The sequence below is a fragment of the Pseudomonas syringae pv. tagetis genome (genome assembly GCF_022557255.1).
Lineage (GTDB): Bacteria > Pseudomonadota > Gammaproteobacteria > Pseudomonadales > Pseudomonadaceae > Aquipseudomonas > Aquipseudomonas caricapapayae.
In genome coordinates this window covers 4,527,330-4,547,076 of the sequence record NZ_CP092923.1, presented here as the reverse complement: position 1 = coordinate 4,547,076, position 19,747 = coordinate 4,527,330, and the positions used below count along the sequence as shown (strand labels likewise).

General features: G+C 60.3%; 17 protein-coding genes. 12 read left to right on the top strand and 5 right to left on the bottom strand.

Annotated features, from left to right (window positions below; translation table 11 throughout):
• On the top strand, window positions 1–867 hold the full coding sequence (locus MME58_RS20185) for a DUF3034 family protein (protein ID WP_054984236.1): 867 nt from the start codon (window positions 1–3) through the stop codon (window positions 865–867).
• Window positions 867–1,295 (top strand): group I truncated hemoglobin, encoded by a 429-nt coding sequence (locus MME58_RS20180; protein WP_054984235.1) that lies wholly within the window; start codon window positions 867–869, stop codon window positions 1,293–1,295. The genes MME58_RS20185 and MME58_RS20180 overlap by 1 nt, the downstream gene beginning before the upstream one ends.
• 464 nt (window positions 1,296–1,759) lie before the next feature.
• Here MME58_RS20180 and MME58_RS20175 read toward each other — a convergent pair whose 3' ends face one another.
• The gene (locus tag MME58_RS20175; RefSeq protein ID WP_371913030.1) at window positions 1,760–2,752 is read right to left on the bottom strand and encodes a GntR family transcriptional regulator; all 993 of its coding nucleotides are present in this window, start codon (window positions 2,750–2,752) and stop codon (window positions 1,760–1,762) included.
• 346 nt (window positions 2,753–3,098) lie between these two features.
• On the opposite strand from MME58_RS20175, the gene MME58_RS20170 reads away from it, so the two are divergent.
• From MME58_RS20170 to MME58_RS20135, 8 genes are all read left to right on the top strand, one after another.
• Window positions 3,099–4,472, top strand: coding sequence for an amidase (locus tag MME58_RS20170; RefSeq protein WP_055006411.1), 1,374 nt, complete (start codon window positions 3,099–3,101; stop codon window positions 4,470–4,472).
• A 74-nt stretch (window positions 4,473–4,546) separates the two neighbouring features.
• Window positions 4,547–5,428, top strand: a complete 882-nt coding sequence (locus MME58_RS20165; RefSeq protein ID WP_004658231.1) for a polysaccharide deacetylase family protein — start codon at window positions 4,547–4,549, stop codon at window positions 5,426–5,428.
• Between the two features lie 27 nt (window positions 5,429–5,455).
• Window positions 5,456–6,796, top strand: coding sequence for an MFS transporter (locus tag MME58_RS20160; protein ID WP_054984233.1), 1,341 nt, complete (start codon window positions 5,456–5,458; stop codon window positions 6,794–6,796).
• A gap of 10 nt (window positions 6,797–6,806) precedes the next feature.
• Complete coding sequence (locus tag MME58_RS20155; protein ID WP_055006410.1) at window positions 6,807–7,568, top strand: SDR family NAD(P)-dependent oxidoreductase; 762 nt, start codon at window positions 6,807–6,809, stop codon at window positions 7,566–7,568.
• Window positions 7,569–7,605: 37 nt separating this feature from the next.
• A complete protein-coding gene (locus MME58_RS20150) occupies window positions 7,606–8,355 on the top strand; it encodes an SDR family NAD(P)-dependent oxidoreductase (RefSeq protein ID WP_055006409.1) in 750 nt (249 codons plus the stop codon).
• 17 nt (window positions 8,356–8,372) lie between these two features.
• Window positions 8,373–8,672 carry a hypothetical protein gene (locus MME58_RS20145; protein ID WP_054984230.1) on the top strand — a complete coding sequence of 100 codons (300 nt, stop codon included), beginning with the start codon at window positions 8,373–8,375 and terminating at the stop codon, window positions 8,670–8,672.
• Window positions 8,669–9,676, top strand: a complete 1,008-nt coding sequence (locus tag MME58_RS20140) for a CobW family GTP-binding protein (RefSeq protein WP_055006408.1) — start codon at window positions 8,669–8,671, stop codon at window positions 9,674–9,676. Before MME58_RS20145 ends, MME58_RS20140 begins: the two co-directional genes overlap by 4 nt.
• On the top strand, window positions 9,673–10,869 hold the full coding sequence (locus MME58_RS20135) for an ABC transporter substrate-binding protein (protein ID WP_055006407.1): 1,197 nt from the start codon (window positions 9,673–9,675) through the stop codon (window positions 10,867–10,869). Before MME58_RS20140 ends, MME58_RS20135 begins: the two co-directional genes overlap by 4 nt.
• A 248-nt stretch (window positions 10,870–11,117) precedes the next feature.
• Here the strand turns inward: MME58_RS20135 and MME58_RS20130 are convergent, their stop codons facing one another.
• Window positions 11,118–13,541, bottom strand: a complete 2,424-nt coding sequence (locus MME58_RS20130; RefSeq protein ID WP_055006406.1) for a glucose/quinate/shikimate family membrane-bound PQQ-dependent dehydrogenase — start codon at window positions 13,539–13,541, stop codon at window positions 11,118–11,120.
• Window positions 13,542–13,987: 446 nt separating this feature from the next.
• On the opposite strand from MME58_RS20130, the gene MME58_RS20125 reads away from it, so the two are divergent.
• On the top strand, window positions 13,988–14,215 hold the full coding sequence (locus MME58_RS20125; protein WP_054988489.1) for a VF530 family protein: 228 nt from the start codon (window positions 13,988–13,990) through the stop codon (window positions 14,213–14,215).
• Between the two features lie 70 nt (window positions 14,216–14,285).
• Complete coding sequence (locus MME58_RS20120) at window positions 14,286–14,945, top strand: Pr6Pr family membrane protein (RefSeq protein WP_054988490.1); 660 nt, start codon at window positions 14,286–14,288, stop codon at window positions 14,943–14,945.
• 15 nt (window positions 14,946–14,960) lie between these two features.
• Here the strand turns inward: MME58_RS20120 and MME58_RS20115 are convergent, their stop codons facing one another.
• The 3 genes from MME58_RS20115 to MME58_RS20105 form a co-directional block, all read right to left on the bottom strand.
• Window positions 14,961–15,728 carry a siderophore-interacting protein gene (locus MME58_RS20115; protein ID WP_054988491.1) on the bottom strand — a complete coding sequence of 256 codons (768 nt, stop codon included), beginning with the start codon at window positions 15,726–15,728 and terminating at the stop codon, window positions 14,961–14,963.
• Complete coding sequence (locus tag MME58_RS20110; RefSeq protein ID WP_054988492.1) at window positions 15,725–16,315, bottom strand: PadR family transcriptional regulator; 591 nt, start codon at window positions 16,313–16,315, stop codon at window positions 15,725–15,727. Before MME58_RS20110 ends, MME58_RS20115 begins: the two co-directional genes overlap by 4 nt.
• Before the next feature lie 88 nt (window positions 16,316–16,403).
• The gene (locus MME58_RS20105; RefSeq protein ID WP_055006405.1) at window positions 16,404–19,523 is read right to left on the bottom strand and encodes a biosynthetic peptidoglycan transglycosylase; all 3,120 of its coding nucleotides are present in this window, start codon (window positions 19,521–19,523) and stop codon (window positions 16,404–16,406) included.
• Between the last annotated feature and the right edge of the window lie 224 nt (window positions 19,524–19,747).

Genomic DNA, 19,747 nt, shown 5'->3' with positions numbered 1-19,747 from the left:
ATGTTCTACAAAACATCATTGCTGTTGGGGTATCTGCTGGCGGGCGTCGTTCCGGCGCTTGCATGGGCTGACAACGGCCGTTTGATCGCCACGGGTGGCGCAACCAGCATTGAAGGCAGTGCCGGGGGCGGTATAACCCCTTGGGCGGTGATCACCGGTTACAGCGAGCAGGGCGAATGGGGCGCGACGGCCTTCGCCACGCACGTCAATCTGCCGGATTACAACCTTGATGTGGCAGGACTCGCCGTCGCCTACGGCAACCGTGTCGAGTTTTCCTACGCTCATCAACGGTTCGATATCAGCAACCTGCAGCACAGACTCAGCCTGCCGGACGATAACCTCAGCCAGGACGTATTCGGCGTCAAGGTGCGTCTGTTCGGCGACCTGATCTACGAAAGCCTGCCGCAGGTTTCTCTGGGTGTGCAGTACAAGCATCAGAACGATTTCCTGATCCCCAGCCTGGTGGGGGCTCAGCGTGATTCGGATGTCGAAGGTTACTTGACGGCCAGTCGGCTGTTCATGGGGGCGGCATTCGGCTACAACGTCGTGGTCAACGGCGGCGTGCGTTACAGCCGCGCGAATGAAACCGGCCTGCTGGGCTTTGGCGGGGACCGGCGTGACAGCCGCAGCCTGCTCAAGGAGGGTTCGGTAGCGGTGCTGTTCAATCCGCGCTGGGCGCTGGGCGTCGAATATCGCGAAAAACCGGACAACCTGTCGTTTGCGGGCGAAAGTGACTGGGCTGATGTGTTTCTCGGTTATTTCCCCAACAAGCATTTGTCCGTTGTATTGGCTTACGCCCGCCTGGGCGAAATCGCTACGCTGGATAACCAGAACGGCACGTATCTGTCTGTGCAGGGGAGTTTCTGATGAGACGCTTGCTGATCTGTCTGATGCTGACGGTACTGGCCGGTTGCGCCCAACAGCAACAGCCCCCCAGGGATGACAGTCTTTATCGAGACCTTGGCCAGCGTGCCGGCATCCAGCGCATTGTCGAAGGCATGCTCATGAACGTGGCCAGGGATGACCGGATTGTCGAGCACTTCAAGAAAGTCGACATCGTGCGTCTGCGCGACAAACTGGTCGAGAAACTTTGCGTCGAAGCGGGCGGCCCGTGCCGCTACACCGGTGACAGCATGGCCGAGTCGCACAAGGGCCAGAACCTTACCCCCAGCGATTTCAACGCGCTGGTTGAAAATCTGATCGCAGCGATGGACACCGAGAACGTCCCGGTTCCGGTTCAGAACCGCTTGATCGCCCGGTTGGCGCCAATGCGTGGCGACGTGGTCGGTAAGTAATTCGTAGCCTTTAAATACACTCTGACTATCGTGCCAATGCTCCGCGTTGGCATGCCGTTCGTGACGCTCCGCGTCACATGCTGGTGCTGACACCGTGCACTCAAGATCGGACGCAGAGCGTCCAGAAAGGCATTCCCACGCGGAGCATGGGAACGATGAAAGTCCAGAGAACACTATCGTGCCAATGCTCTGCGTTGGCATGCCGCTCGTGACGCTCCGCGTCACAAATCGCCGCCGCGCGCGTGCTCAAGATCGGACGCAGAGCGTCCAGAAAGGCATTCCCACGCGGAGCATGGGAACGATGAAAGTCTAGAGAACACTATCGTGCCAATGCTCTGCGTTGGCATGCCGTTCGTGACGCTCCGCGTCACAAATCGCCGCCGCGCGCGTGCTCGGGATCGGACGCAGAGCGTCCAGAACAGCGTTCCCACTGGAGCGTGTGCAATGAATCTTCCAGCCCCACCTCAACTCAACCGAGTCAGATACCCCGGCACTTTCTGCTCCGGCAGCACCGACAACACTTTCAGGCGTTGCAGCATGCGCTGTCGGGCGCGTAGCAGGTGTTCCTTGAGGTTCAGGGCGGCGGCATCAAACGCTCCGTGCAGCAGCAGTTCGATGATCAACCGGTGTTCGGCCAGCATCGCTTCGTCGGCACCGATACTCAGCAGCCGGTAGAAAATCCTGTTGATAATCATCGGGCTCTGCGCTTGGCTGATCAGGGTGGCGATCTTGCGGTTTTGCAGGCCTCCCAGGCATTGCTGGTGCAGGTCGTCCTCAAGGCGTTCTATCTCCTCCAGGCTGCAATGGTTGGCATTTTGCGCCTGGATGACCCTGGCCAGCATTGCTTCAAGGGTTTCGCGACTCAATTGTGGCGCGGTCTGGCGCAGAGCTTCAGGCTCGAGGCAGGCGCGCAGTTCATAATCTTCGGTGATTTCCCGAGCTGTCAGCGGCCCCGCCAGCCACTGCGAGTAAGGCTCTTTCTCCACCAGGCCGCGATCACGCAAACGCATCAGCGCCTCGCGAACCACCGCGCGGCTGACACCGTAATGCTGCGCGGCACTCTGTTCATCCAGCCGATAGTGACCAAAGGCGATGCAGGCCGACAGCGCCGCCCCGATTTCATCATGAATACGCTCGCCGAGCGGGCGGGTGTCGACCAGCTCTTCACTGCTGTCCAGCCCGAACTGCTTGTGGCTCAGGCTCAGCCGCAGCGGCTCGACTTCTCGAGCGTCAGGATTGACCAGATAGCCGCGGCCATCGAAGCGGCTGATCAAACCTTCTTCATGCAGCAGATTAAGCGCCTTGCGAACGGGTACCCGACTGGTGCCGAACAGTTCTGCCAACGGTGCTTCAAGCAGCACCAGTCCATTGGCGGCCGCACCCGAGACGATTGCGTTACGCAACACCTCACGGATCATGGCGTAACGCGACGCGGTGCGCGTGTCCTCTTCTGACATCGGTTTCATACACTTCTGGCGATTGACGGGCAATTCTCGCACAGATGCGCCGCTGTCACCTTGGGCCACGTCCTGATGCTCGCTCATGGGGCCACCGTTACTTTTTTGCACTGAAATGTACCTTTTGTAAAAGATACATTATTTCTTTATGACGATTATGTGCTCTGAAGAATCGTCGCCGTGCCTGATCTACGGTCTTTCAGGAACGCTTCTAGCACGGTGGTTCCAGACTGCCGGGGCCTGATCGGCAATCAGGCCGGGAAGGGCGTCGACGTAGATTGGCATGGAATCTGCCTTTATTAAATGTACATTTTATTAATAAGTACATTTTAAAGGCCGCGTGCTTATGAACGACATCGGGAACCACAGTGCCACTCGTGACGCCTGCGCAATGGCCGAGGATTTCGCACAGGGGCGCAGTGACCCGCTGCAGGCTCTGGAAAGCGCCTTGCAACAGACAACCGAAGTCGATCATGTGTTTATCTCCATGAGTATCGAGCGTGCACGCAGGGAAGCCGAAGCGTCCGCTGCGCGCTGGAAACACGGGCAGCCATTAAGCGCGTTCGACGGTGTGCCGATTGCCTGGAAGGATCTGTTCGACGTGGCGGGCTGTGTTACGACGGCCGGTGCCGCCTTGCGCAACAACCTTTCGCCTGCCTTGCTGGATGCGCCCGGTGTGGGGCTGCTGGCGCGCTCCGGGATGGTCAGTCTGGGCAAGACCAATCTCAGCGAATTCGCCTATTCCGGGCTGGGCCTGAACCCGCATTTCGGTACGCCGGTCAACCCTGCAAGCGACAGTTCGCCCCGCATTCCCGGAGGCTCATCCTCGGGCTCGGCGGTTGCCGTCGCTGCCGGGATCGTGCCGATTGCGATGGGTACCGATACCGCCGGTTCAATCCGTGTCCCGGCAGCGTTCAATGGTCTCGTCGGGTTTCGCAGCACCAGTCGCCGCTACAGCCGTGACGGTGTCTTCCCGCTGGCGCTGACACTGGACAGTATCGGCCCGCTGACACGCAGTGTGCGCGATGCACTGGTGATCGACGACCTGCTTTGCGCGCGCAGCAAGCCTTCGTCATTAACACCTCGCAGCGTGGCCAGCCAGCGTTTTCTGGTCGATAAGGCGGTGCTGGAAGACCACCGTGTCGAACCTGCGGTTCGCGACAATCTGCTTCGTGCCATTGGCGTTCTGCAAGACGACGGCGCCGTGATCGAGGTGCGGGATTGTCAGGCATTTCAGGCCACGTTGCAGTTGATTCAGCAGCAAGGCTGGCTTGGTGCTGCCGAAGCATTCGCGTTGCATCAGTCGTTGCTCGACAGCGACGCCGCCAGTCAGCTCGACCCCAGAGTTCGCAAGCGCCTGGAGGCAGCACGTCACATGCCGGCCAGCTTGCTGGTCAATCTGTACGCCGCGCGGGAACGATTACAGGAGCAGTTGACCGTTGAACTGGACGGCGCGCTGCTGGTTACCCCGACCGTTGCTCACGTGGCTCCGCCGCTCGCGCCTCTGCTGAACGACGAAGAGCTGTTCATTCAAACCAACCTTGCCACGCTGCGCCTGACCATGCCGGGCAGCCTGCTGAATATGCCCGGCGTTTCGATGCCCAGTGGTCGTGATGCCTCGGGCTTGCCCACCGGCCTGTTACTCAGCGCTCCGGCAGGGGAAGACGCACGGCTGCTGCGCGCAGCGCTGACCGTGGAAGCGTTGATCGCAGCATCTTGAACACTCTGTGAATTGCAAACCGGCCCGCACAGTACACCGCGAAGCCGTTCTGATTAACCTGTGGGAGAACAAAGATGGCCAAAGAAATTCTGTGTGCGTTTGGTGTGGATGTGGATGCGGTTGCAGGCTGGCTCGGCTCATATGGCGGCGAGGATTCGCCGGACGATATCTCGCGCGGGCTATTTGCCGGTGAAGTGGGGGCACCGCGGTTGCTCAAGCTGTTCGAGCGTTACGGCCTGCGCACCACCTGGTTCATACCGGGCCACTCGATGGAGACGTTCCCTGAGCAGATGAAGGCTGTGGCAGATGCCGGACATGAAATCGGCGTGCATGGTTACAGCCATGAAAACCCGATTGCGATGACTCCGGAGCAGGAAGAGATCGTTCTCGACAAGTCCATCGAGCTGATTACGCAAATGACCGGCAAGCGCCCGACCGGCTATGTCGCTCCCTGGTGGGAATTCAGCAACGTTACCAATGAGCTGTTGCTCAAGAAAGGCATCAAGTACGACCACAGCCTGATGCATAACGACTTTCATCCCTACTACGTTCGCGTGGGCGACAAATGGACCAAAATCGATTACAGCCAGCACCCTGACACCTGGATGAAGCCGCTGGTACGCGGCGAAGAAACCGATCTGGTGGAAATCCCGGCCAACTGGTACCTCGATGACCTGCCTCCGATGATGTTCATCAAAAAGGCACCCAACAGTCACGGTTTCGTTAACCCCCGACACCTTGAAGAAATGTGGCGCGACCAGTTCGACTGGGTATATCGCGAGCATGAACACGCCGTATTCACCATGACCATTCACCCGGACGTGTCTGGTCGCCCGCAGGTGCTGCTGATGCTGGAGCGCTTGATCGAGCACATTCAAAGCCATGCAGGCGTCAAGTTCGTCACTTTCGACGAGATCGCCGACGACTTCGTGCGTCGTAACCCCCGTACCCGTTGATACATTGCCCTGTCCGAGGCGTCACTCATGTCCATTTACAACAAGCTCGACCTGACCGGCTGGAAACCTGAGCAACTGACTCCGGAGCAAGTGCGGTTCGCCACATGGATTGCGTTTTTCGCGTGGGTGTTTGCGGTATATGACTTCATTCTGTTTGGCACGCTGCTACCGGAAATCGGTCGGCATTTCAGCTGGAGTGAGGTCGAACAGGCCGAAATCGCGACCTGGGTCGCGGTCGGCACAGCGGTGGTGGCGCTGGCCATCGGCCCGCTGGTAGATCGCCTGGGACGGCGCGTGGGTATCATTTTTACCGTGAGTGGCTCGGCGATCTGCTCGGCGCTTACGGCCATCGGTGGATCCTGGGGCAAGTCGCCGCTGATCCTTATTCGTTCGCTGGGCGGTCTGGGCTATGCGGAAGAAACGGTCAACGCGACCTATCTGAGCGAAATCTACGCAGCCTCCGACGATCCGCGACTGACCAAACGGCGTGGCTTTATCTACAGCCTGGTGCAGGGCGGCTGGCCGGTCGGTGCCTTGATCGCGGCCGGTCTTACCGCGGTGCTGCTGCCGATCATCGGCTGGCAGGGGTGCTTCGTGTTCGCGGCCATCCCGGCCATTGTCATCGCGATCATGGCGCGCAAGCTCAAGGAGAGCCCGCAGTTCCAGATCCATCAACGCATTACCCAATTGCGCAAGAAGGGCGACCTCAGCCAGGCGCAGGCTGTGGCGCAGACGTACGGCATCGATTACGACGAACACAGCAAAGCCGGTATCGGCGCTGCCTTTCGCGGTACATCGCTGCGCGCAACCCTGGTGATCGGTGCTGCGATCCTGCTCAACTGGGCGGCCATTCAGGTGTTCAGCGTTCTGGGCACGACAGTAATCGTCAGTGTTCACCACATCTCTTTCGAAAACTCGCTGATCATCCTGGTGCTGTCCAACCTGGTGGGCTATTGCGGTTACCTGTGTCACGGCTGGATGGGTGACCGGATCGGTCGCCGCAATGTCATCGGCCTTGGCTGGATGCTCGGCGGCCTGGCATTTGCCGGCATGCTTTACGGGCCAAGCAACATGGTGATGGTGGTCGGCTTGTACAGCCTGGGGCTGTTCTTCCTGATCGGTCCGTACTCGGCGGCATTGTTCTTCATTAGCGAAAGCTTTCCGACCAGCATTCGTGCAACGGGCGGCGCAATCATCCATGCCATGGGCCCACTCGGTGCTGTGGTCGCGGGTTTCGGTGCCACATCGGTTCTGAGCGCTGGCGGAGACTGGCAGACCTCGGCACTGTACTTCGGCGCACTGCCTTGCTTCCTGTCGGGTGCACTGATGTTTGCGGCCAGACACGTGCGACCTGAAACTGTGAAATGAGGAGCAGCACATGATTCGTAAAGTTGCAGTAGTAACCGGTGCCGCCAGCGGCATCGGCCAGGCGCTGGCAGTGGCTTTCGCCCGGCACGGTGTGGCGGTGGCAGGCGGGTTCTATCCGGCTGACCCGCATGACCCTGAAGATACCCGGCGGCGAGTGCAGGAGGCGGGTGGCGAATGTGTGATGCTGCCGCTGGACGTGACCAGCACAGCGTCGGTCGATGATCTGGCCGCCGCTGCGATCAAGGCTTATGGCCGAATCGATTACGCGGTGGCCAATGCCGGATTGTTACGTCGTGCGCCCTTGCTGGAAATGACGGACGAACGCTGGAACGAGATGCTCGACGTGGACCTCACCGGCGTGATGCGTACCTTTCGCGCCGCCGCCCGGCATATGGGCGAGGGCGGTTCGCTGGTAGCGATCTCCTCGATCGCCGGTGGTGTTTATGGCTGGCAGGACCATTCACATTACGCAGCAGCCAAGGCGGGTGTGCCGGGGTTGTGCCGTTCGCTGGCGGTGGAACTCGCGGCGAAGGGCATCCGCTGCAATGCCGTGATTCCGGGGTTGATCGAAACGCCGCAATCGCTGGACAGCAAGAACTCGCTTGGGCCGGAGGGCCTGGCTCAGGCAGCCAGCGCCATACCGCTGGGCCGTGTCGGTCGTGCAGATGAAGTCGCCGCGCTGGTGCGTTTTCTGTGCAGCGACGAAGCCAGTTACCTGACCGGGCAAAGCATCGTGATCGACGGCGGCCTGACCGTACGCTGGCCGGGCTAGATCGCACACCCTCAACCCAGGAACAGGAACCCGACCCATGCAACAACTCAAACAAAAACGCGCCGTCATCACCGGAGCAGGCAGTGGCATCGGCGCTGCCATCGCTCGCGCTTATGCGGCAGAAGGCGCACGTCTGGTGCTGGGGGATCGAGACGCCGACAGCCTGGCAAAGGTCGCAGAACAATGCCGGCAGCTTGGCGCCGATGTGCAGACGTGCGTAGCCGATGTCGGCAGTGCCGCCGGTGCGCAGGCCGGCGTGGATGCCTGTGTCGAGCATTTCGGCGGTATCGATATTCTGGTAAACAATGCCGGCATGCTGACTCAGGCGCGTTGCGTCGACCTGACCCTCGACATGTGGAACGACATGCTGCGCATCGATTTGACCAGCGTGTTCGTGGCCAGCCAGCGCGCGCTGCCGCACATGATTGCCCAGAGCTGGGGGCGCATCATCAACGTTGCCTCGCAACTGGGCATCAAGGGCGGTGCCGAGCTGACCCATTACGCCGCCGCCAAGGCCGGGGTGATCGGCTTCAGCAAATCCCTCGCGCTGGAAGTCGCGAAAGACAACGTACTGGTCAATGCCATCGCTCCCGGCCCTATCGAGACCCCGCTGGTCGCCGGGATCAGCAGCGCCTGGAAAACCGCCAAGGCGGCCGAGTTGCCGTTGGGACGTTTTGGTCTGGCTGAAGAGGTCGCGCCGGTGGCGGTACTGCTGGCCAGCGAGCCCGGCGGCAATCTGTTCGTCGGCCAGACGCTGGGCCCCAACTCCGGCGATGTCATGCCATAACTGCTGGAGAACACCTGATGTGTGGATTGTGCGGGCTGTTGGGCGAAGACGTGCACTGGAGCGATCCGCTGGCAGCCGAACTGCCTCGTCGGCGCGAGCGTTTGCGGCGCATTGCCGCGATCAACAAGGTGGTCGCGCCGTTTCGTCTCAAGGTCGAAGACTTTCAGGGCGTTTCCTACCTTCTACTGGGTGCCACCGGCAAACAGGAACTGGCGACCGGTCTGGAGCAGCTCTGGCAGAAAGCCGAGCTGCTCGTCGGCCGACCGCTCGACCCGCTTGATCCCCGTTTGCTCGACCATTTGCAGAGGTCCTCATGAGCATTGCTCTCAATGTGATTACCGGTTTTCTCGGCAGTGGCAAAACCACGTTGCTCAAGCGCCTGCTGGCTGATGAAAACATGGGCGAGACGGCGCTGCTGATCAACGAGTTCGGTGATGTCGGTATCGACCATCTGCTGGTTGAAGAGGTCGCTCCGGATACCGTGCTGTTACCGAGCGGTTGTGTCTGCTGCACCGTTCGTGGCGAATTGAAAGATGCGTTGCTCGGTCTTCTGGAGCGGCGGAATCGTGGGGAGATTCCGTTGTTTCGTCGGGTGATTCTGGAGACCACCGGTCTGGCTGATCCGGCCCCGATTCTCACCACGCTGAGCAATGATCCGCAATTGCGCGGACGCTTCCATGTCGGCCTGATCGTCACCCTGGTGGACGCCTGTCACGCCGCACTGCAGGAGCGTCTGCATCCAGAGTGGCTGGCTCAGGTCGCTGCGGCGGACCGGCTGTTGCTGAGCAAGACCGATATGATCGATGAGCCTGCGCGAGAGGCACTGCGTCGGCGTCTGCAAGCGCTCAATTTTTCTGCACCGCTGCGGGATACCGCGCAGATCCACAGTGGAGACCAGCTGCTGCTTGGCGAGGGCATGCGCAGTGATGAGCCGGCCGCTGAAGTGACTCGCTGGCAACTGCATCGAGTGTTGTCCACCACCGCTCGGCATGGTGATGCGCAGGTCTGTTGCCTGACCTTCGAACGCCCTCTGGACTGGGTCGGTTTCGGGGTGTGGCTGTCGATGCTGTTAAGATGCCATGGCGAACGAATCCTCCGTGTCAAAGGACTGCTCAACGTGAACGACAACCAGGCTCCCATCGTGATTCATGGTGTGCAGCATTGCCTGCATGCACCGGTGCATCTGGCGGCCTGGCCAGGCGAGGATCGCACTTCGCGGCTGGTGTTCATCTTGCGCGGTCTGGAGGCGGACGCACTGCGACGCTCGTTCGAAGTGTTTTCCAGCAGTTTTGCGCCGCCGCTCAATGAGTCAGCAGCATGACCATCACCTTGCGTGTGCTCGGTACCTCCGTGACGTTGCTTGAATCCCTGCGCGAGCGGGCCGAGCAGGAGCTGGGCATCAAACTGATCTACCAGATTCATGATGTGCAGACCGCGCAACGCATCGCGGTCATGCAACCAGACAGCTACGATCTCTACGACCAGTGGTTCCATAACGTCGATTTCGTCTGGCCTGCCCGGGCGATCCAGCCCATCGACACGCGGCGCATCGCGCTTTGGCACGAAATCAACGACCTGCCCAAGCGGGGCCGGTTGCGGCCCACCGATCAACCCGGCAGCGGCAGCGTGCCCAGCGAGCGTTTGTTCGTGCAGCATGACGGCAGTCTGGGCAGTGCGGTGACTGAGCGCATCAGTATGTTGCCGCTGACCCATAACGCCGACAGTTTTGCCTACCGTCCCGAGCGCTTGCCGGACGGCTTGAGCCCTGCGGACGAAAGCTGGGGCTGGCTGCTCGACCCTGCGTGGGGCGGGCGCATCGCCTTGCAAAGCGACGCTGCCATCGGCGCGCTGGATGCCGCGCTGGCCGTGCAGGGCGCGGGCCTGGCGATGTTCAAGGATATCGGCAACATGAGCATCGAGGAGATCGACCTGCTGGCTGAGGTGCTGGTACGTAAACAGCAGCAAGGGCACTTTGGTGCATTCTGGTCGGATGACGAAGAGGCCGCTGAACTCATGCTCAGCCCGACCATCGACATCCAGAGCCTCTGGTCGCCGACCCTGGTCAGGCTGCACCGCGCGGGTGTGAAGTACCGCGTGGCGGTGCCCAAAGAGGGGTATCGTGGCTGGTTCGGCGGGCTGTCCTTGTCACGCCACGCCAAGGGCCCGGTGCTGGATGCCGCCTATGCGTACCTGAACTGGTGGCTTTCGGGCTGGCCTGGTGCGGTGATGGCGCGGCAGGGGTACTACATCGGCAATCCGGCGCGCAGCCGGGATCACCTCAGCGCTGCCGAATGGGATTACTGGTACGCCGGACTGCCTGCCCGCGAACAGCTGCTTGGCAGCGACGGTCTGCCACTGATTGACGCCGGCGAGATCCGCGACGGCGGTTCCTACGAAGAGCGCATGGGCCACATCGCCGTGTGGAACTCGGTCATGAATGAGCACAACTACCTGGTCCGCCGCTGGAGCGACATTCTGCGCGCCAGTGACAAAAGCAGCGCCAAAGCGCGCTAGCCCAACGCACTGGGGCGCGGACGCTGCGCGTCCGGAACGATAATCGTGTGAACACTATCGTGCCAATGCTCCGCGTTGGCACGCATTTCGTGACGCTCCGCGTCACAGGTCTGCGCCGCACCGCGCATTCAAGAGCGGGCGCAGAGCGTCCGGAACGAGGTAGTTGGCGCAATCGGGATCCTGCTTCAGTGGCGACAAAAAAAGCGGCTACCTCTCGGCAGCCGCTTTTTATCCACCTCAGCAACGCATTACTTCGGCAGTTTGAACGCCATCACGTAGTCCCCCTGTTTTGTGCCCAGTGAGCCGTGACCGCCGGCCACGACGAGCACGTATTGCTGGCCGTCCTTGCCGGTGTAGGTCATCGGTGTGGTTTGTGCGCCTGCCGGCAGGCGACCTTCCCACAGCTGTTTGCCGTTGCGCACGTCGTAGGCACGCAGGTACTGGTCAAGCGTACCGCTCAGGAAGGCCAGGCCGCTGGCCGTCGTGATCGGACCGCCCAGGCTTGGAACGCCCATGGTCAGCGGGATCGGGATCGGCGAGCTGTCACGCACGGTGCCGTTCTTGTGCATCCAGATGGTTTTGTGGGTGGTCAGGTCGACCGCCGCCACGTAGCCCCACGCGGGTGCCTGGCATGGCAGGCCCATTGGCGACAGCAGTGCCTCCAGAATCACGCCATAAGGTGCGCCCTTGTTCGGTTGCACGCCTTCGGTTTCGCTCTTGCGACCCGGCCCGCCTTCAACTTCGGCAGACGGCACCAGCTTCGAACGGAAAGCCATGTAGCTCGGGTTGACGAAGGCGATCTGACGAACCGGGTCGACAGAAATGCCACCCCAGTCGAACACACCGAAGTTGCCCGGATAAACGATCGAACCCTGCAGCGAAGGTGGGGTAAACGGGCCGTCGTAGCGCAGCGACTTGAAGTCGATCCGGCACATCATCTGGTCAAACGGCGTCACGCCCCACATGTCGCGCTCTTTAAGCGGAGGCGGCATGAAGTTCAGGTCGGACTTGGGCTGAGTCGGCGAAGTCCAGTCACCTGCAACAGCGCCCTGCGGAACCGGTACGTCCTTGATCGGCACGATTTCCTTGCCGGTGCTGCGATCCAATACGTAGATGCTGCCCTGCTTGGTCGAGGCCAATACCGCAGGCTTCACGCCATCAGCAGTTTTCATGTCCAGCAGGGTTGGTTGACCACCGACGTCCATGTCCCACAGATCATGGTGAGTGAACTGGAAGTCCCAGCGCACGCGGCCGGTTGCGATGTCCAGTGCAACCAGGCCCGCGCTGTACTTCTCGGACTGCTTTGTACGGTCGCCGCCCCATTGGTCAGGCGTCTGATTACCCATCGGCAGGTAGATCATGCCGAGCTTTTCATCGACGCTGAACATGGACCACATGTTCGGTGAGTTGCGGGTGTAGATCTTGCCGTCGGCAATCGGAGCCGTTTCTTCCGGATTACCGCTGTCCCAGTTCCAGACCAGACGGCCGGTGTGCACGTCATAGGCGCGGATCACGCCGGACGGCTCGTCCATCGAGACGTTATCGGTGACGTGGCCGCCGATGATCACCAGATCCCTGGTCACTGCCGGTGGCGAGGTGGAGTAGTAGCCGCCCGGTGCGAACGTGCCCATGTTGGCCGTCAGATCAACCGAACCCTTGTTGCCGAAGTCTTCACACATCTTGCCGGTATCAGCGTTCAGCGCGATCAGACGGGTGTCGGCTGTCGGCAGGAAAATTCTGCGCGGGCAGGCAGCACTGGCGGTGGCTGTGCCATCGGCAGCCGGGACCGTCGGACTTTGCGCCGGGGCGCTGGCTGCGTAGGCTGCGTCGTCATGGTAAGTGACACCACGGCAGGTCATGTGCGCCCAGCCTTTGAAGTTTTTCGCATTCTGGGTGCTTAGCTTCGGATCGAAGCGCCAGATTTCCTTGCCGGAATCGGGGTCAAGCGCGATCACCTGGCTGTGTGGTGTGCACACGTAAAGCATGCCGTTGACCTTGAGCGGGGTGTTCTCGGCAGTGGTTTCGCCCGGGTCGTTCGGCCCAGGAATATCTCCGGTGCGGAAGGTCCAGGCAGGTTCCAGCTTGTTAACGTTTTCCGGGGTTATCTGCGCCAGTGGCGAGTAGCGGTCACCGAATGCGGTACGGCCGTAGGACTGCCAGTCGCCGTCAGGCATGGCCGGGGCAGTGTTGGTCGTGCCAGCCGTCTCGCGGTCCAGTTGGCCTTCGATACGACCCGGATGGGTGAACTGGCTCGCCAGCGCGGTCAGACCGGCCAGCACGACAGCGACGCTTAATGCGCCCGTACCCATACGTGCCGGCCCATTGCGCAGCAGTGGCTTGCGGAACCACGGCAGCAGCAACACGATGCCCAGTGCAAACCAGAGCGCAAGGCGTGGCACCAGTTGCCACCAGTCGAGGCCGACTTCCCACAACGACCAGACCGTGCTCGCGAACAGCAGCAGTGCATAAAGGCCCAAGGCCGCCGCACGACCCGTTATCAGCAACACGCCGGTGACGGCAAAGCCGATACCTGCCAGCAGGTAATACAACGAGCCGTCCAGTTGCAGCAGTCGGGCGCCACCGACCAGCAAGGCCAGCCCCATCAACAGGATCACCAGCCCGAGCAGTGTCGGTAACAGGCGATTTCTATTCGAAGCACGGTCGGTGCTCATAATGCGAATCTCCGCGAGAAGTAGGTAGTAGACATCTTGTTTTCGTATGCAACGCCTGCCTTGGCATCATTTCTTGAAGCTGCTTATTGAGACGAATCGCCGACGGCCGGATTCAGCCGCCAAGCCGAGCGCGGTTGCACGCTCGGTCCGGCGCGGTCATTGAGTCGTAGACCATTGCCGCCCGGATTCGTGCATAGGCTTTTGTCTGAAGGAACATCTACAGAAGGGAAACGCTTCATTCCTTAAAGGCGCAATGATAGGACGCTAACGATTTTTCTAAAAGCGATAAACCTGACATGGATCGTTGCAGGGCAGGCAACAGTGCTTAACGGCGGCTGTTTTTTATGAAAGCGCGGGGCTTACAATGGCAGACTTTTTCGAAAGACCTGCGCGCTCCGGGGATCTGTTCAGGTTCGTATCCCTCTTCATCAGCTTCAAGGCTCATCATGACAACACCCACTTCCGATCCGCTGCACGGCGTCACGCTGGAGCAGATTCTCAGGGCTCTGGTCGAACACTACGAGTGGTCCGGCCTGGCCGAGCGTATCGACATTCGCTGCTTCAAAAGCGATCCGAGCATCAAGTCCAGTCTGACCTTCCTGCGCAAGACACCCTGGGCGCGGGAAAAGGTCGAAGCGCTGTATGTGAAGCTGCATCGCGGCAAAGGCTGGTAACGCTTCTTCAGTACCGTCAGCCGCGCTACACAGCCCCGGCATGGACGCCGGAACTCAAGGATAACGATTGATGCACAGCCAACACCCGCAACGTGCGCAAGGACAGCGCTACTACGCCCTTGTCGCCGCCTGCCTTGGCTGGGCAGGGCTGGTGATTCAGCTTTATCTGATCTTTATGGGCCGTTATGCCGACCATGCCAGCCTGTTGGGTGGTCTGGTGCGGTTTTTCAGCTTCTTCACCGTGCTCACCAACACCTTGGTGGCGGTTGCCCTTAGCTGCGTGCTGACCCGTCGTCAATCGGCAGGCCATCGTTTTTTCCGTCATCCGGCAGTGTGTTCGGGCATTGCCGTGAGCATTGCGCTGGTCGGTATCGCCTACAACCTGCTGTTACGCCACTTGTGGCATCCGCAGGGCTGGCAGTGGGTTGCCGACGAGTTGCTGCACGACGTAATGCCGCTGGCGTTCATGCTGTATTGGTGGCTGTACGTGCCTAAAGGCAGCCTGCGCCTGAGCCATATCGCACTGTGGATGATCTATCCGCTGGTCTACTTCGGCTACATCCTGCTACGCGGCAATATGATCGGCGATTATATGTACCCGTTCATCGACGTCGGTACCCTCGGGTTTATGAAGGCATTCGGCAACGCACTAGGCGTGCTGCTCGGGTTTGTAGTGATTGCGTTGCTGATGGTCGGAATCGACAGATGGGCGGCTCGTCGCACTCAGTGAGTCGCCCGTTGGTGCTTATTCTTCGCCGTCGCCCAGTTTCCAGTAGCCTGCGGCCTTGACGAAGTCCTCTTGCAGGCCGAATTCGTCCAACAGCACGCGACGCAGCTTGCGCGACAGACCGGACTCGGTCGCGACCCACGCATAAAGCCTGCCTTCGGGCATTTCCAGGCGGCGAACCACGTCCACCAGGCTTTGTTCGCCGCGCACGATCCAGATCACATCGACCTGCGCTGCGCTGTCGAAAACCTGCTGTTCCTGCGAGTTGGCCACTTCGACCACGACCAGCGCAGCACGGCTGGCAGGCAGCGATTCCAGGCGTCGAGCGATGGCTGGAATCGCCGTTTCATCGCCGATCAACAGGTAGCTGTCGAACATGTCCGGCACGACCATCGAACCCCGCGGCCCGGCGATGTGCAGGAATTGGCCTGGTTCAGCCTGAGCCGCCCACGTGGCGGCAGGACCTTCGCCATGCAGTACGAAGTCGATGTCCAGCTCACCGGTGTTCTCGTCGTAGCCACGCGGCGTGTAATCGCGCATCGGCGGGCGTGGTGCGTCCTTGTCGCTGGTGGCGCTCAGGTCTGCCAGAGCAGCGTGCTCTTCCGGAGTTTGCGGAAAAAACAGTTTGACGTGGTCATCTGTGCCCAGGCTGATGAAGCCCGTCAGTTCGGGGCCATGCAAGGTAATGCGGCGCATCAGAGGCGTCAGCTCTGTGACGCGCAGCACCTGCAACTTGCGGCGCTTGATTTCATGCATGACGCGGTGGATTGACTGTGGCGAATTCATACCGACTCCTCCGACCTGGATTGAGGCCCATCGACGACGGCCTTGGCGGTGGTGTTGAGCAGTTCGCTGACCCGGGTAATTTCTTCCGGGCTCCAGCGGCCATGGTGCATTTGCAGCGCATGCCTCAGGTTATGCACCGCTTCGTGGATTTCCGGTGGACGATCATGGCCGCGCAGTGAGCGCTTGCTGACGTCGATGCGCATCCGTACGCCTTCCAGCGCCACGGCCTGATCCTGCAGCGACTTGAGACCGGCATCGGTGACGCTATAAAGCTTCTTGCCGGCCTGTGCGTCGCCGAGCACCATTTCACTTTCTTCGAGAAACGTGAGGGTCGGATAGATGACGCCAGGGCTGGGGCAGTACGCGCCATCGAAAAGGCCTTCGATTTTGCGGATGAGGTCATAGCCGTGAGCAGGCTGTTCGGCGATCAGCGCCAGCAGCAGCAGTTTCAGATCGCCAGGGGCGAAGACCCGTGGGCCGCGTCCGCCGCGTTCTCGGCCCGGGCGTTTTTCAAAACCGTCGCGGTCTTCACCTGGTTCACGAAGATGTGGCGGACGATGGTGGGGAGAGTGTTTATCTTCACGCATGTGTTTTGATCTCTGGTTACACGTTAGATATACCTTAAGATATATCTAAGTGTATGCACAGAGTCGGCAGACGAGCGGTCGTTACTGATCATGCACCCTTTGGCGGGTCGGGCAGCGGGGCATTGCACATCGCCTGTCCGTGGTTTTCCAGATAGGGCGTGAGAATCGGTGCCATGCCTTTGAGTACCTGTACGGGCAGCGCCGACGTGAAGCGAAAGCCTTCGGCGGCGCGTCCCGGTACGAACGCGGTCAAAGCGCCAAAGTGGTTGTCGCCGATATAGAACACAAACGTCGCCGTACGGTTGATTGCTCTGGAACTGAGAATACGTCCACCTGCACCAACACTTTCGATCCTGTTATCGCCAGTGCCGGTCTTGCCGCCCATTGCCAGCACGCTGCCGTCCTGCATCTTGAAGGTGCCTTGCACGCGTTTGGCGGTGCCGCCGTCCACCACTTGCGACAAGGCCTCGCGCATTGCCGCAGCAACTTCCGATGGCAGCACACGCTGGCCAAGTTCGGGGTTGATGGTCAGTTCGGTGTCGTAAGGTGTGTCGGCGGCAAAATGCAGGCTGTCGATCCGCACCGCAGGCAGTCGGGTACCATCGTTCTGGATAATGCCGATCAACTCGGCGAGCGCCGCCGGCCGGTCGCCAGAGCTGCCTATAGCCGTCGCCAGCGAGGGCACCAGATGGTCGAACGGATACCCCACACGCTGCCAGCGCTGCTCGATGTCCAGAAACGCCTCGACTTCCATCATGGTCCGTACGCGGCTGTCGCGAGCGCCTTTGTGACGACTCTTGAACAGCCAGCCGTAGACTTCCTGACGCTCGAAGCGGCTGGCGGCCACGGCGTCCTTGAATTGTGCTTCCGGGTGTTTGAGCAGATAACCCACCAGCCATAGCTCCAGCGGATGGACGCGTGCGATATAGCCTTGATCGGGCAAGTCATAGGTGCCCGGCCCATAGCCCTTGTAGAGGTCGGCAAGACGCTTGTCGGTCAGCTTCGAGGTTGCCTTGGGCTCTTCCAGATGGGCGCGAATGAACGTATTGAACGTGGCCTGATCAGCCCCCGGCAGCAAGTAGCGATGTACGGCAGCCAGGCGAATGGCCGTCGGATGGATACCGTCCAGGAAGGTGTCGAGTCGCTCCTGTGTAGTCTTTTCCTTGTAGCGTTTCCAGAAGCGCAACAGGAACACCGTGCCCTCTCGGTCGGCGAACTGAGCCAGGTATTCCTGACGACGCGGGTTGTCGTCATCTTTGAGCAGCTCGGCGCTGTTGTTGGGTGCCTGATAAGTGCTGTAGCGCACCACATCGCGCATCAGGCGAATGAACGGCAGGTTGATGGACTCACGCAGCGATTCGCGCAGGGTTGGAATCCGCTCGTTGTCCTCGCGCCGGAAATTGTTGAAACGATGCATGCCGCCGCCGGTGAAAAAGGCTTCTGCCGGGCTGGCCGAATAAGTCCGGTCGAGGGCCGCAGAGAGCATCTTCGCGAGGTCACGGTCCTTGTTCATCAGCAGATAATCCAACGCCCAGCGGGTCAGCCGGTCAGGTTCTTCGACAGGGACTTTGCGCAACTGTACAGGGCTCAAGCCCGCATAGCGGCCATGCAATTCGGCGATGATTTCCAGGTAAGTGGTCAGCACGCGCATCTTTGCCGTTGAGCCCAGTTCCAGCTTGCTGCCCTCGTTGATGTCGAAAGGCTGATCAGTGCTGTCGGTCTGCACTCTGACGCGCGAACCATCCATGCCGCGTTCGAATAACGTGAAGCTGTAGCGTACCTGGGTGGTACTGGCGGGGGTCAGCAGCCGTTCCCCCATCAAACCGACCTTTGCAGCGAACTCAGGGTTGGCCAGATCACGCAGGTACTGGCTGACGCTGCGCTGCAATTCGCCGTGCAAGGTGCTGGTGGCAGACAGGTCCAGACGGTCCAGGTCATAGAGGGGGCGATTGAGCAGATTCGACAGGCGGGTGCGCGCGACACTGATGCCCTTGTTGGTTTCGATGGGTTGAATGGTCGGCTGCTGTGCCCAGTCTCGATAAGTGACCTTTGCGGCCAGCGCTGCCCTTGCCAATGGTTGATCGATAACATCGGCCTGAGCCAGCAGGCGGATGTGGCTGTCGGTCAGTTCGGCGAGTTCAGCACGGCCCTTGGCCAGGTAATGCGACGGACGACGCTGGGCAATCACCAGTGACAGCACCTCGCGCAACGCCAGCGCCTTGTCGGCCAGGCCCTTTTCGCCATCGGGGCTTGCAGCCAGTATCTCGTTGGTTTTGGCAAAGTCTGCGCCGAACCACACCCGTAGTCCTTCGGCCAGACCATGCACTTCGCCATGCCCCGGCACCGCAGACAGCGGCACACTGTTCAGGTAATCGCGCACCACTCGCTTGCGCACGGCGAGTGTCTCGGTGCCCGGCTGATAGGCACGAACGCTGGCGGAAATCATCTGCCGCAACTTCTCGGAACCCGACAGCGTCAGTCCATCGGGGGAATGACGATATTTTTCCAACTGAGTGGCCAATGTGCTGCCGCCGGCCGACTGGCCGGGCAGGGCGAACATCTTCGCCACTTGCGACCACGCGGCCTTCACGAAGCGTGGCCAGTCCACTGCCGGGTTGGCCAAAGGTTGCTGCGGATCGAGCAGATCGCGGTTTTCGATAAACAGCAGGCTGTTCACCAGCAGTGGCGGAATGGCGACAAAGGTCGGATAAAACTGCTGCGGGTATCTGAACTCGTACAGCGGCTCGTTTCGGCAATCGGTGATCGACAGGCCAGCCTGGGTTTTTTCCTCGTAAGGCACGAAGAACCCATGCCGGACGTAACGCAGCAGCTCCGGAGAGAACCGGGTCTGGCGGGTAATCACATAATCGCGTTTAAGTAGGCGCGGCAGAAACTCATCCAGCGATGAATAACCCAGGCGCTTGTCGAACGGCCCATCACCGGGATACACCACATCATGACTCGGCCCAGGCTGCATCGAATAACTCAGGCTCGCGGCAAAACGACTGAATTCCCGCGCCTGCAGCCTGGAACTGCGGCTCTCCATCGTTACTGCAACACCCAGCGCAACGCCGGCCAGCACCACAATCACCCAAAACACCCGCCATCCGTATCGCTTGCGACGCGGGCGCGTTGGCGCGCGTGGGTCATCCTGGCGGTCAGCGGACAGCGCTTCTTGCTTGCTATCGGAATGCCGAAATACGCCCATAGTTGATAGTCCGGTCATCCTGGCAACGCACCTGAACCAAGCTTAGACGCTGGGTGGCGATGTGGGGGATTTGTCTGGTGGTTTTCAGGATTGGCTGGGGCGGTGCCTGGACGGGCATGGCTTGTGTGCTTTTTTCGTCTAAGTTTTGCTGTTGACTGAAAAAGTCAGTCATCGATAAGCGTCCCAGAAGCAGTTTCTAAAAAACAGTTATTGAACTTATAAAA